General features: G+C 43.7%; 10 protein-coding genes. All 10 read right to left on the bottom strand.

All coding sequences use genetic code 11. The annotated features are described in order from the left end of the window. Positions 1 to 1292: 1292 nt before the first annotated feature. Positions 1293 to 1583, bottom strand: coding sequence for a CRISPR-associated endonuclease Cas2 (gene cas2 / locus HMPREF1548_RS13865; RefSeq protein ID WP_021636857.1), 291 nt, complete (start codon positions 1581 to 1583; stop codon positions 1293 to 1295). Between the two features lie 162 nt (positions 1584 to 1745). Beyond that, positions 1746 to 2777: a type I-C CRISPR-associated endonuclease Cas1c gene (gene cas1c, locus HMPREF1548_RS13860; protein WP_025489982.1), complete on the bottom strand. Its 1032-nt coding sequence runs from the start codon at positions 2775 to 2777 to the stop codon at positions 1746 to 1748. A 65-nt stretch (positions 2778 to 2842) separates the two neighbouring features. Then, complete coding sequence (gene cas4, locus HMPREF1548_RS13855) at positions 2843 to 3505, bottom strand: CRISPR-associated protein Cas4 (RefSeq protein ID WP_035322156.1); 663 nt, start codon at positions 3503 to 3505, stop codon at positions 2843 to 2845. Further along, positions 3495 to 4352, bottom strand: a complete 858-nt coding sequence (cas7c, locus tag HMPREF1548_RS13850; RefSeq protein WP_021636854.1) for a type I-C CRISPR-associated protein Cas7/Csd2 — start codon at positions 4350 to 4352, stop codon at positions 3495 to 3497. The genes cas4 and cas7c overlap by 11 nt, the downstream gene beginning before the upstream one ends. Before the next feature lie 3 nt (positions 4353 to 4355). Then, positions 4356 to 6308, bottom strand: coding sequence for a type I-C CRISPR-associated protein Cas8c/Csd1 (cas8c, locus tag HMPREF1548_RS13845; protein ID WP_021636853.1), 1953 nt, complete (start codon positions 6306 to 6308; stop codon positions 4356 to 4358). Further along, on the bottom strand, positions 6305 to 7042 hold the full coding sequence (gene cas5c, locus HMPREF1548_RS13840; RefSeq protein ID WP_021636852.1) for a type I-C CRISPR-associated protein Cas5c: 738 nt from the start codon (positions 7040 to 7042) through the stop codon (positions 6305 to 6307). The genes cas8c and cas5c overlap by 4 nt, the downstream gene beginning before the upstream one ends. An 18-nt stretch (positions 7043 to 7060) precedes the next feature. Beyond that, positions 7061 to 9457, bottom strand: a complete 2397-nt coding sequence (locus tag HMPREF1548_RS13835) for a CRISPR-associated helicase/endonuclease Cas3 (protein WP_021636851.1) — start codon at positions 9455 to 9457, stop codon at positions 7061 to 7063. A 352-nt stretch (positions 9458 to 9809) separates the two neighbouring features. Next, positions 9810 to 11102, bottom strand: a complete 1293-nt coding sequence (hisIE, locus tag HMPREF1548_RS29005) for a bifunctional phosphoribosyl-AMP cyclohydrolase/phosphoribosyl-ATP diphosphatase HisIE (RefSeq protein ID WP_021636850.1) — start codon at positions 11100 to 11102, stop codon at positions 9810 to 9812. 108 nt (positions 11103 to 11210) lie between these two features. Beyond that, positions 11211 to 11828: an imidazoleglycerol-phosphate dehydratase HisB gene (hisB, locus tag HMPREF1548_RS13825; RefSeq protein WP_021636849.1), complete on the bottom strand. Its 618-nt coding sequence runs from the start codon at positions 11826 to 11828 to the stop codon at positions 11211 to 11213. Between the two features lie 23 nt (positions 11829 to 11851). Next, on the bottom strand, positions 11852 to 12597 hold a 746-nt coding region (gene hisD / locus HMPREF1548_RS13820; protein WP_021636848.1), incomplete at its 5' end, for a histidinol dehydrogenase.

Here is a 12597-nt window from a genome sequence, read left to right as displayed (position 1 = left end):
CAATCCACTTCCTCTATACAGAGGAAGACTAGATGGTGGTTTCTACCGGCGCAGAGCACAAATATTTCAATCCACTTCCTCTATACAGAGGAAGACCGCAAATATCAACAAATGAATATCCTTCATCAAGACATTTTATATCTAATTTTGACATAAAAGCAATAATATTATCAACTAGATTTTCAAAATTATCATATGTCTAAAATAAATTATTCTTTTTTTCGAAAATACATGGTGCGAATCTCCCGGGGGCTTTATGTTCACTTCACATTCGCACCAGCATCTCATACTCAAACAAACCTTTAGTATTCTTTGTTCTGATTACATTATCCACAAAATGAATCATCCACATAAAATTAGACTAAATATGTATCAGGAACGCCAAAATTCATCACCGAAGGCTGTTTACTGTGAAAAATGACCTTCCGGATACCAAAAAAGCGCAAACAATCCATCACAAATTTAAAAAGCGTTTTTTGAACTTTTCTTTAAGATTCAGGTAGCAACTACTGATAATTCCCAGAAAAGTACTTTTAATTTTATCAGATATGCATTGTTCTTACGTTCCTTGTTGAATTGGTTGTAGTAATCAAAACTCCAGGAACCTAAGAACCACTCCGACTTTGAGGATTTATTAAATGGCTGCGAGCATGAAATGGACAACTGCGGCATAGGCAAGCTTACCTCCTGTGAACACTGCTCTTCATGACCTACGTATGGAAACAGTAATTTTTATTCTTGACAGCTGAATGTGCACAGACAATCAGCGTTGTTCGCAAAAGAGCGCTTTCCTTCCCGTTTTACCGGACTATCGTTTTTTGACACTCCCGTTATCACCTTGACATAACCCTATCCAGGAAGAAATGTACCTGTCTGTAGGAAAACAGCCCGTATCTGTTTCGATGTCTGAAATGACAGCCTATGAGCTGGCATTCCCTATACCAGTGACTTTCTGAATTGCCTGGGACGCCTGTTTTTCTTCCGTTTTCGTAAAATTGTAAATCTCTTTATCCAGATTTTTGATGTTAAGTTCTTCAGAAAGTAACAGCAATTCGTTTCTGACACTTTGCCAGACAGTTTGGTGTTGGTGCCTTCCAGCATATTCTGGAGACACTTTTACTTCCAAGCACATTCGCTGATAAGACTTATGCAATAACGACCAGTTGAGTTCCCGCTGAGCCTTATTGGAAAGCTAGCGGAGTGGAGCAACCCATTCTGAAGTTGGGCAGTGATCCATTCTGCTCCTCAGGATGGATTTTGGCATATACTGAGACGGTACTGAACAGTACAATTTAAATAAATAAAGTTTCTGTTACATCAAATCCAGGCTTTGCGCCTATATGCTCCACTTTATTTTTATAATTATCTCCAAGATAGTAAAAGCGCAGGCTATCTTTATCCTTATCTATAATTTCTTCCAGAATCGCCTTTACCTGCCGACATTTAGCTGCATCCATATTGCATTCAAAAACAGAATTCTGTACTCTTTGACCGTAATTTGTACATTGCTTTGCAACTTTTCGCAAACGACTTCGACCTGCTACAGTTTCTGTATTCACATCATATGTTATCAATACCAGCATTTTTGCTCCTTTAATGCTATGTTATTGCCACATTACGCCTGTTATGTCTTTGATATAAAAGGGCAATACAGAAGCACATTATTTTGAAATAACGTTTCAAGATAGCATAACACTTTTCAAAACACCTTACCCAGATGATACAACCTTTTATACCGAAAATTCTTATTTCCAGAAAAAAGGCGGATATTCATCCAAATCCCCTCGCAGATATCTTGCTAAAAGCATTGCCTGAACATAAGGCAGCATTCCCCACTCTACTTTTTCTCCTAAAAATGGGTGTGTGATTATCTCCTGCTTTTTAGACTGCCAGGAGGAAAGGAAAATTTTCCGCAGTTCTTCATCCATAATCACAGCACCGCTTTCTTTTCGCTGGAATCCCTTTTCATTTACAATTTTCTTATTGATTAAAGTCAATACAAACCGATCCGCCATCACACTGCGGAATTCTTCAACCATATCCAGCGCCAGCGATTTTCTGCCCGGACGATCTGTATGAAAAAAACCTACATAAGGATCAAGCCCTACTGTCTCCAGTGCGCTGGCACACATAGACGTTAACAGGGTATAGGCAAAAGACAGCATTGCATTTACTTCATCCCGCGGAGGTCTTTTATTCCGGCCATGAAATGAAAAGGTATCCTTCTGCTGCAAAATCATATCATCAAAAACAGAAAAATACACAGAGGCTGCTTCTCCTTCCAATCCCCTGAGCGCAGCCGCATCAGGACAGGTACGGATCTTTTTAAGGGATTGTGCAAGGAAAGCTGATTTACTCTTCAGCTTCTCGACATCCAGCCGTAGAGGATAATCTCTCGCTGCCCTCTCCACAATCCAACGGGAATTATAGACCTTTCCGGCAATACAATTCCTTGCAATTTTCAGACTTTCTTCTTCTGACTCACTTCTGCGATACTGTTCTTTGCGAAGCGTCACATTTCCATATACTTCTCCTGTTACCCGCGCAATAAACCTGCCATTCCCGGAAAGGAAAGTCAGACCGATATTTCGTTCTGCACATGCACCCATGAGTGCCGGACTTGCACCAGTATAGCCAAAAGTAACAATGGCCTCCAGATTATGGAGCGGCACTCTTCCAACTTCCTTTTCTTTCTCCAAAACAACAATATTTTCCCCGTCCAGAGACAAGTAACGGTTATGAGATGTCACATAAAGTGTATTCAATAATCTCTTCACAGCTTTTCCCCCGGTCCCTTTCACCATTCAATATCGTGCAGATTCCATAAACTTCATACAGCCAATTATTCTTCAATATGTTCCTCTACATAACTTCCGGCTGACTTTCCTTTTCCAAGCACAGGCAGACAAATATCACGTAAGGAACAGGCATTGCAACTCTTGCTCCATTTGACCTTCGGTGTATATCTCCTTGCAAAATATTGGTGCATCTCCTGGAACATCGACTTTACTTCATTTCTCACTGATTCAGTCAGTTCGACTTTTTCCCTGTGCCGGATCTCTCCATAATAAAGGTATCCATATGGAATACTGCAGCATAGCATCTCTTCCAGACACATTGCCTGTGCAGCCAGCTGAAGAATATCAACCTGATTCGGTTTCGGTGAACCCCTTTTATATTCAACAGGTATTACAGACCATTCCCCCTCCTGACCCTGAAGAAAAATCCCCTCGCCAGCTTCCGCCCGATGAAATTCTACGATATCACATTCTCCGCTGATACCAAGCTCTCTGGAGCTGATCGGCATGGCCCGGGAGATGAGCAGGTCTCCGCGCTTTTCCCTGCTCATCACATCATGAGCCTTTTCATGAAGAAGTTTTCCTTCCACAGTCCGCACATTTTCCGACCACTGAAGCTCTATATAAGCAAGCGCCCATTGTCTCCTGCAGAATGCAAAATGCTGTATGCCGGACAGCTGCAGAAATTCATCTTCCTCATACAAAATCATACACCTCCGGTTCTACACAACCAGGATTTTCATAATAAATATCATAATCGTTAAAGGATCTTGGATGGTCCGTTTTCTTCTCAATTTTTACACTTCGATGTACCTTTGCGGTAGAAACCGCAGGCATCTTTTCTTCATGCTGCCACCAGTAAAGCCGGCAGACTTCCATGCTTCCTTCCGGCCTTGCTGAGGATGCATCGTTTTCAAACAAAGTCTTCAACGCTTCTTTCAGCAGTTGGGCATCTTCCTCAGAAAACCCTGTTTTTTCCGCCAGCTGCACGTTAACGCTGCCTTTTAATACATAAAGTCCAAACTCAATCCTATGCTTTGTTCCCATGGTATCGGAAGCCTTTCCCTCTTTACCGGCCTCACTGTTTACACTTTTGGTAATCTGCATGCTGACAATATCTACCGGAGAAACACTGACAGCCTGATGAATAGATACCGGTCCTCTTACGCCAAGAGATACTTCTACGCCTTTAAAAGCGAATACCTGTCCGAAGCTGCGGACATCCAGCCATTCCTGACAGGCCAGTTGTGCACATTTATCCCGATCAGCCTTTTTCCCTTTCTTGATTTCCTCCTGCAAAGGGGTATATCCATCCGCACGTTCCTTCAGACTGCTATATGTATCATCCGAACGATCATCCGATTGTACAAAAATTTTCTGTCCCATATCCTGCCAGCGGTTTCTTATTTTTCTCTTGATACAAACATCAGAGATTTCCCCAAACCCATCAAAATTTTCTCTCGGACGGTTCCCATTCAGCGGATCTCCATTCGGATTAGCCTCCGTTGCAGATATTAATGCCACAAAATCAATTTTCCCTTTCAGTTCACTCATTATTTATTCCTCCTCTTCTTTCTTTTTCTCTTTCAGGGCATAGGATTGATTATGAAATCCCAGTAAATATAAGCCATTCAGTGCCGTATCATTTTCAAAGTCTTCTATTTCAAACAGGTTACAGATATCATCCAGCAGTCTCTGGTACACAAGACGCTCCGGAGCCTTTAAGCGCATAAAATATGGTTCCAGCTTTTCCTCCAGAACCTTCCACGTTCTGTAAGGGTGCTGGGAGAATGCGCTCATATAACGTTTTGCATTCGTTTCCCGTCCGTCCTCCTTATCAAAAGTACGATACTCAATTCTGTCCGCCACGGCCAGCAGTCGGCCAAACAAATATTCCCTCTTTCGACATTTTTTATCCAATGCCATCGTATATACCTCCCCATACCTTTTTTCAATCTGTTGTTTTACAAGTGAGCATGCCAGTGCCAGAATTCTTTCCCATAGAAAACGGCTTTCAAATGAAACCGGCGAAGATGCCCGTTGTACAGCAAGTCTCACCATGTCTGCCGGAACCTCTTTTTTATCGAGAATACAGGGCATCCATCGCTTCACCACATCTTTATAACGTTCTTCTTTCCCCGAAAGGGAGAAATAACCGTTTTGTTCCGTTCCGTATAAAAGCTCTGCGGCATCCTTAATCCCTACCATACCATAATAAATATACCGCCCTCTTTCTTTACTGCTCTTTGGCTGCCTCCATTCGCAACGTTCATACCAGCTCTGAAGGCTGTCCAGATATCGGGAGGAATCATAGCTTCTGCATTCCACCATAGCCAAACGACCTGTTGTTGCAGCATCAAAGGCCATAATCATGGTATTGGAAGTCTGAGTCAGATTTTTGCGGTATCCTTTTATTGCCTGTCGGAAACGCATTGCCCCGGCTTCTCCGGTTCCCTTATATTGTTCTTCTTCCTCATCCCATACTTCATCGGAAAATTCTTCTTCCTCTTCGGAGACTTCGTCCGGTAATGCTTCTGCCTGTATGCATAACTCATCCGAACTGCTTTGCCAGTCCGCCACAGTTTTTAAATCGGATTCCCAGGTCACAAGGTATAGGCTTCCATAATTCGTTCCCTGCTTCCGCAGAAGCCATTTAAGTGCATTGTGAGCCTTTTGGGAATCCTCATAGCCGATGGAAAAAGCCTCTTCTTTATTGGCAAAACGCCCGCGGTAAGTATAGTTAGATTCATCATTTGCAGAAATCAGCTTCGCTCCATCTCCTTCATTCCGAATCTTCTTGGGCTGCAGCCAGGAAATTTGCGTTAAGTCGCCTGTCAGGTAGGAAAGTCCTGTCTCTTTTTGCTGAGATCTGCAATATTCTATGTAATTTTGTTGTAAAGAACAGTCTTTCCAGCATTTCACTGACAAACTGCCGCTGTCATCCATCAGCGCATCTTCCGGTAATACTTCCCCTGTATCTATTTGAAACCGTATAAATGCGTCCGTTTGAGCAACAATCTGTATTTTTGCCTTTTCGGAAATCTTTCCCGATTCATCCTGTATAAAGATACCTTGATTATTAAGATCCTTCATCAACGTACCTTTTTCCAGATACTGATAAACAGCCTTAACTTTTGAATGGCAGTAAGAGGAATCCGCCCATTTCTTCAGCTGTTCCATGTACAGCAAATGGTTTTTAGAGCAGTCTTTTCCTTTGACAAACTGATTATAATCCGCCGCGAGATATTTCAGATTGTCACAAAGCGGGTGAGGCTCAATTCCTGCCGTTCTGCTGGCCGATTTTTCAGTTACGGGAATAATAGTCAGCTTGTCCTCGTCCGGTACCGTTTCCGCTCGCAGAAAATTGCCGTCTCCGTCAATCGTCACCGTAATTTGTGCCGCTACCGTAGTATGGTAGGGCGGAAGCAAAACAATATGATCTTCCCCCATCCTGCCAGCCAGATGCTGATTTTTATCATACAAATCGCATAATTCTGCTATCCAGTTCATTCCTCATCACCTTCTTCCGAAAATTCCTGAAGACCGCTGAATTTTTTATCCGGAAAGGCCTTTATTCCCATTTCATGAATCATCCGTTTATCCGAACATTCCTCCGGAGCCAAAAAAGTCACATACCCATTCTTCATGACCGGCCGCCAAAACCGAACAGTCATTTTTCCTCTGTCCTCCTCCAGCACGGCTTCATCGGCATATGTAATTCCATGATACATAAAACCGAAAGCCACCTCTCTGGAGGGAGTATCATAATAACCTTCTCCTTCCCCAAACACACAGGGTTCCACATATCCCTGACATTCTCTGGTCCCCAGGAAGATATCTCTCCGTCCGCCTCTTTGAATCATCCGTTTGGCAATATTATGATGTTTATTTTCATCTCTGTCCCCTTCCAGTTCAGGGCGGTTCTCATTCCAGACAAAATGCGCCCTTACCTGATAACGCACATCTTTCAGGTAAGTATAATAGGAAAGGTCATTTCCCCCATTATACGCGATTGGACGAATCGCTTTTGTCTCCGTCTGGATGGGATTCATCACTCTCAACTCATCAATACGCCAAATTATCGTCGGTTTCCAATATATACTTTGCAGAATCCCTTTGATAGCTTCATAGGTAGGAATCTGATAAGAAAATTTTTCACCGCCGACTCTGGTAACCGGATCCGAAAATAATGCATAATCACCGCTGACCTGAAATTCCACCGTATTTCTGTATTTAGCCTGCACCTTTTATCTCCCTCCTTCTTAAAAATTCAAAAAATCCAATGCCGATGGTTCCTCCTTAAGACCAACGTTTTCATCATAATAACCTTCTGCCAAAACCAGCACCCGATTTTCTTCAATCCCATAAACCGCGTTCCCCAAATTTTTCAGTGTTTTTTCTGATACTCCCACCGAATAACGCTGCAGCTTTCGCAAAATAATTCTTTTCTGTTCAGGATCTGCCTCGCTCTGAAGAGCCTGAATCAGTCCTTTACCTTCCCTATAAGGGACTAGAATATTTTTCAAACCCTTATCATCAATTACAGTGAAAATCTGTCCTGCGCTCAGGAACGCCTGCTTCAGCCTGATTTCTTTTTTCTCGGCAGCAAAAATTTTATTATCGGACAGTAGCTCTACCAGGCTGCTCCTTCCCCATTCCTTCAGTACCGGATAAGAGGTTTCATCTTTGCGTTCCATCAAATAATATTTGAAATACAATGTAACCGCTTCCTCTGAATCCAACCTTTCTCTAAAACTTTCCGGGCTTTTACGGTATGCCTGAAGCGTACACAACATAGCTTCTTGTGCCGTTCTGATATCCTTAAGAGAGGAGATTCTTTCCGCTTCCTCAGACATTTTGATAAGACAGACCAGCCCTTTTTCCGGCCCTCCGTTCCGGTTACATCTTCCCGCTGCCTGTATTAGGTTATCAAGACCTGCCAGAGACCGAATCACACATTGAAAAGAAAAGTCCACACCAGCTTCCACCAATTGCGTACTGATGCAGATTACCTTTTCATTCCTGTCAAGACGTTCTCTGATTTCTTTCAAAACATTACTTCTGTGCTCAGCACACATCAGTGTGCTCAAATGGTATAAACCTCCCTCTGTTTTCCCCTTCAGCTGCTCGTAAATATCAAGTGCGCAGGATTTTGTATTGCATATCATGAGTACCTGATCCATCTGCCGTGATTTTTCCAAAATAAAATCAACCGCCTGTGAAATATTGAAACCCTTTCCGCAATCTTGCGTACAATCATGAAATTCCACACGCCTGAAAACCTCTTTATATGCTGAAATACTGTTGACCATATCAACCGGCGGCAGCATTCTGTTTTCAGGAAGCCTGTCCAAAAGCGGCTGTGTTGCCGTACATAGAACAATCGTTGTATTGCAGAACTGTGTCAGAAAATTAACCGCCAGATTAAATAGCTGCAGCAGCTTAACAGGCATAGCCTGTACCTCATCAAAAATGATTACACTGTCACACAGACTGTGAAACCGACGGATACTGCTCCTCTTTTCCTTGAACAGCGTCTGAAAAAACTGTACTGCAGTGGTCACTATCACCGGCACTTCATCCCAGTTTTCTATGAGCCGCTCATAACGTTGCTGTCCTTTCACCTCTTCCTGAACCACATCACTGTGATGTTCCAATATCATATCTGGCATATCCAGACTTGTTCTGATAACACTCGCATTTTGTTCCAGTATACTTTTAAAGGGCGCAACATAGAAAATATGTCTTTTTTTATTCGCCTTTGCACAATGCAATGCAAAACGCAAAGTACTTAGCGTCTTCCCTGCTCCGGTAGGAACGGAAAGACGGAATAAATTGCCGGAAGCGTATGCTGCGTTTCGGCAGCGTGCAGATATATCCTGCCGACAGGATGCTATCTCAGAAGTCTTATCCAATTCGTTTAATTTATTTTCCAAAGTAATAATACCGTACTCCCAAACCTTCTGAATTTCATCCTGGCTCATTCCTGTATCAGTTTTACGGTTCTCCATAAAATCCGCCGTATCCCTCCAGTCAGCATCCATCAGGGATGAAAACAGCAGTCTCTCCAACATACCCAGATAAAAATTACGATTACCATATAAGCCATTGTTATTTTTTGCAAACAGTTGCACTTCTTTGGCTAAAACATTTAAATCAGCTCTGGCCTTCTTCCTTATTTCAGCCATTTCCGCCGCGTTCAGCTTCAGTTCAGACGCCTCAAGCAGAACTTCCGCTTCTCTGCACACAGCCTTTACCTTTTCCGCAGTATACTTCTGTTTCCTTTTTTCCAATAAAATGCTTCCATCAGAAATTGATACACAATCCTGCAGACCATGATGCATATAAATGGCATCCTGTACCATTTCCCCAAGCAAGGTTCCTGGCAAATATTGATTTACCACTAAACCGCCAAGTGTGGAATGGTCCAGTTTACCTTCATTGCATCCTTCTTCTTTTAAGGACTTTTCAAAATATTCCTGCCATTCCTCCGGATATTTTCCATCATCATGATGAATTCCTGTCAGCCAAGCCGTCTTTTTCAATTCGGGCAAAGGACAATAGTTTTCTGCAAGCCGGGCTACATTTATCTGATGATTTACATTGAGCTGATATTGCTGATCTTTTTCCCGATAATGAGAATGATATGTTTTTTCCATGTATCCCCCGCGTCAATGCTTTCTGCATATAGCAAACATTCTCTTCACTGCACATATAAAACGCTTTAGCGCAATATAAGCAGAAAAAGTACAAAATTATATTACATATATCCTTATTATATTCTCCAAAATAACTATTATCAACATAAAAACTTATTTTTTACTATACTTTTCTAAATAGAAAGGTGAACTTTCTGTACCTTATTTCCACTTAAAAAAGAGGCAGGCCTTAAACTTACCGGCCTGTCTCCTGAATACTGCATTTATTTCTATTCTTTTTTGTATAATCAGAAACTAACCATTAATTCCGGACAAAACTACTTTTCCAAAGCAAAAATCAAAGAATAAGGATCTATCGATTTGCCAGCTCCGCAGTAATTTCTTCCCAGGTAACATCTTTTTCAGCCATAAGAACCATCATATGGTAAAGGAAGTCGCAGATTTCATACTTAATTTCATTGGGGTTGGGATTTTTGGCGGCGATAACGATTTCGGTGGCCTCTTCTCCCAGTTTTTTCAGGATTTTATCAATGCCTTTGTCAAACAGATAATTGGTGTAAGAACCCTCCTTGGGATTCTCCTTACGATCCTTGATAACGGCAAAGACATCTTCGAAAACCTTCAACGGGTTATGCTGAGTGTCCGCGGTGTCGTCCAGGGTGAGTATTTCGTTGAAAAAGCAGCTGTAGGAACCTGTATGGCAGGCAGCCCCAATCTGTACCACGCGGGCGAGGATGGTATCCATGTCGCAGTCTGCGTGAAGGGATTTGACATACTGATAGTGGCCGCTTGTTTCGCCCTTGATCCAAAGCTCCTGGCGGCTTCTGCTGTAGTAGGTCATTTTACCTGTATGTATGGTGGCCAGATAGGCTTCTTCGTTCATATATGCCTGCATGAGAACCGCGTCAGTTTTGTAGTCCTGTACAATTACGGGAATCATGCCATCGGAATTCAGTTTGAAATCAGACCACTGATAGGCGGCGGTAATTTCGGAAACCTCTATGCCGTTATCTCGGCAGAGCTTTTTCAGCGCTTCGATTTCTTTATAGTTATCATTCACAAGCTTCCCTGCGATGCCGTCCACATTTTCCATTTTCAGGATTTCAATGATTTTTTCCAGGGAGATCTCAGGAAGCGTTGTAATGACAGGAACAGGGCTGATTTCGGCCGTTTCCTTCAGAATGGCCGGCTCCCGTACGAGAACGCTGCTGATATATTGGTTGATCAGAGCGCACTGCTCCCTGATCACCTTACTGCTGTCTGTCATCGCAAGCAGCTTATCCGCGCCGAATTTCAGGGAGACCTCACGGGTGACTGCGATATTATCTTCTTCCGTATAATCAAGCACCGCCTGGCGGCATCCGGCATAGAGTAGTTTTTTCACGTCTTCCATGCGGTGGATCGCACCGGCGCCGATTACGGGAACGGCCACGGTGGCGCATATTTCTTTGATGATGTCTATGGCTTCCTCATGCTCCCTGTCAGTGGAGGAAAGGTCAAATACGATGATGCCGTCGCATTTGTTGTCACTGTAGCTCTCTGCCAAAGCCACCGGATCAATGCTGACCTCATGCAAATCATCAAGACTGCTTACCGCTCTCTTCTGATACAAATAAATACATAGCAAAAATTTTTTTGAGTTCATTGGCTCTCCTGCTCTTTCGTTTGCTTTTTCCGTAATACTATCCGCACAGTTCTTCCGGCACGGCGGAAAGAAGCCCGGAATTATGCCGGAAATTCCTTCCGCTTCCGCTTACAGGCTTCCCTTGGTGCTCAGGACGCCGTCAATGCGTTCATCGTATCCTGTAGCCATATCAAGCGCCTTGGCAAATGCCTTGAACATGGCTTCCGCCATATGATGGCTGTTCTGCCCGGACAGCATTTTCAGGTGGAGGTTCATGGCGGCGCTATAGGATACTGCATAGAAAAACTCCCGGAGCAGCTGGCTGTCCAGCGTGCCTATCACAGGCGTGGGAAAGCTGCAGTCGAATTCCAGCCAGGGTCTTCCACAAAGATCCACGGCGCTTAAAGCAAGCGCATCATCCATGGGAAGCATGAAAAAACCATAACGGCGGATACCGGCCTTGTTTCCTGCAGCCTGGGCAATGGCCTGGCCCAGGACGATCCCGGTATCTTCCACAGTATGATGGCCGTCCACGTGCAGATCACCGTTGACCTGGACGGTCAAGTCAAAAAAACCATGCTTCGCAAAACCCTCCAGCATATGATCGAAAAAACCGATGCCCGTATGAATATCGCTTTTTCCGCTTCCGTCCAGATTCAACGTCAGAGTGATATCTGTTTCTCTGGTGGTTCTTTTCATGCATGCGCACCGCTGTGCCCGGCGTACTCCTTCCGCGTCCTGTCCCATGACCAATCCTCCTGAAAAAATAATTATTCAAATCTAACTTTAATCGAATTTGCATGTGCAGTCAAGCCTTCCCGTTCGGCAAAAAGCTCGATATCCTTATGGGCTTTTCCCAAAGCGTCCCGCGAATAGGAAATGATGCTTGTTTTTTTCATAAAATCATCCACATTTAAGGGTGAGAAAAATTTGGCGGTTCCGTTGGTGGGAAGCACATGGTTGGGGCCGGCGAAGTAATCACCCAGCGGCTCGCTGGAGTATTCCCCAAGGAAAATAGCGCCGGCATTCCTGATCTTTGTCATAACGGAAAAAGGATCCTTTGTCAGAATTTCCAGATGCTCGGAGGCAATTTCGTTGGCGGTTTCCACCGCCTCGTCCAAATCCTGAGCAATCAGGATATACCCGTAATTGTCCAGTGATTTTTGAATGGTTTCCCTGCGGCTTAACGTAGTAAGGAAGCCGTCAATTTCTTCCGATACCTTTTCCGCCAGTTCTTCACTTGTGGTGATGAGGATGGCGCTTGCCAGCTCGTCATGTTCCGCCTGGGAAAGAAGATCCGCCGCCACATAACGGGGATTGGCCGTTTCGTCGGCAATGACCAGAATTTCACTGGGACCTGCAATGGAGTCAATGCTCACATAGCCGAAGCAGGCTTTTTTGGCAAGAGCAACAAAAATATTGCCGGGGCCGGTAATTTTATCCACCTTGGGGATACTTTCGGTTCCGAAGGCCATGGCGGCAATGGCCTGCGCGCCGCCCACCTTGTAGATTTCAT

It is taken from the genome of Clostridium sp. KLE 1755, assembly GCF_000466465.2.
Lineage (GTDB): Bacteria > Bacillota > Clostridia > Lachnospirales > Lachnospiraceae > Eisenbergiella > Eisenbergiella porci.
This window is presented reverse-complemented; position numbering and strand designations above follow the sequence as displayed.

Bases quoted from the DNA above. Each gene is read 5' to 3' on its own strand.
- HMPREF1548_RS13835 (WP_021636851.1), bottom strand. From the start codon at position 9,457: ATGGAAAAAACATATCATTCTCATTATCGGGAAAAAGATCAGCAATAT.
- hisB (WP_021636849.1), bottom strand. From the start codon at position 11,828: ATGGGACAGGACGCGGAAGGAGTACGCCGGGCACAGCGGTGCGCATGC.
- cas8c (WP_021636853.1), bottom strand. From the start codon at position 6,308: ATGAACTGGATAGCAGAATTATGCGATTTGTATGATAAAAATCAGCAT.
- cas7c (WP_021636854.1), bottom strand. From the start codon at position 4,352: ATGAGTGAACTGAAAGGGAAAATTGATTTTGTGGCATTAATATCTGCA.
- cas2 (WP_021636857.1), bottom strand. From the start codon at position 1,583: ATGCTGGTATTGATAACATATGATGTGAATACAGAAACTGTAGCAGGT.
- hisIE (WP_021636850.1), bottom strand. From the start codon at position 11,102: ATGAACTCAAAAAAATTTTTGCTATGTATTTATTTGTATCAGAAGAGA.